Source organism: Ligilactobacillus animalis KCTC 3501 = DSM 20602, from assembly GCF_001434535.1.
Classification (GTDB): domain Bacteria; phylum Bacillota; class Bacilli; order Lactobacillales; family Lactobacillaceae; genus Ligilactobacillus; species Ligilactobacillus animalis.
This window is the reverse complement of the sequence record NZ_AYYW01000041.1, coordinates 1-206: the sequence shown is the minus strand read 5'-3', so window position 1 is coordinate 206 and position 206 is coordinate 1. Positions and strand designations below refer to the sequence as shown.

General features: G+C 37.4%; 1 pseudogene. It reads left to right on the top strand.

What is annotated here, in order from left to right:
• Positions 1-206, top strand: a pseudogene (locus tag FC30_RS09555) (RNA-guided endonuclease TnpB family protein); the annotation flags it as partial.

Below are 206 nucleotides of genomic sequence, written 5' to 3'. Positions count from 1 at the left end.
TGGAAGAACTTTTTTGATAAGGCACAAGTTGATTGGGGTAAACCACGTTTTAAATCAAAGAAAGCCACTAGACAGGGTTTTAAAACTGACCGTGCCAAGATTATTAAGGGTAAGTTGCGCTTGGATAAACCACATGGAATTAAGAATTGGTATGACATTCACATGAGTGGCGCTAAGTTGTTAACTGGTGAATTAAAAGTTGTTTC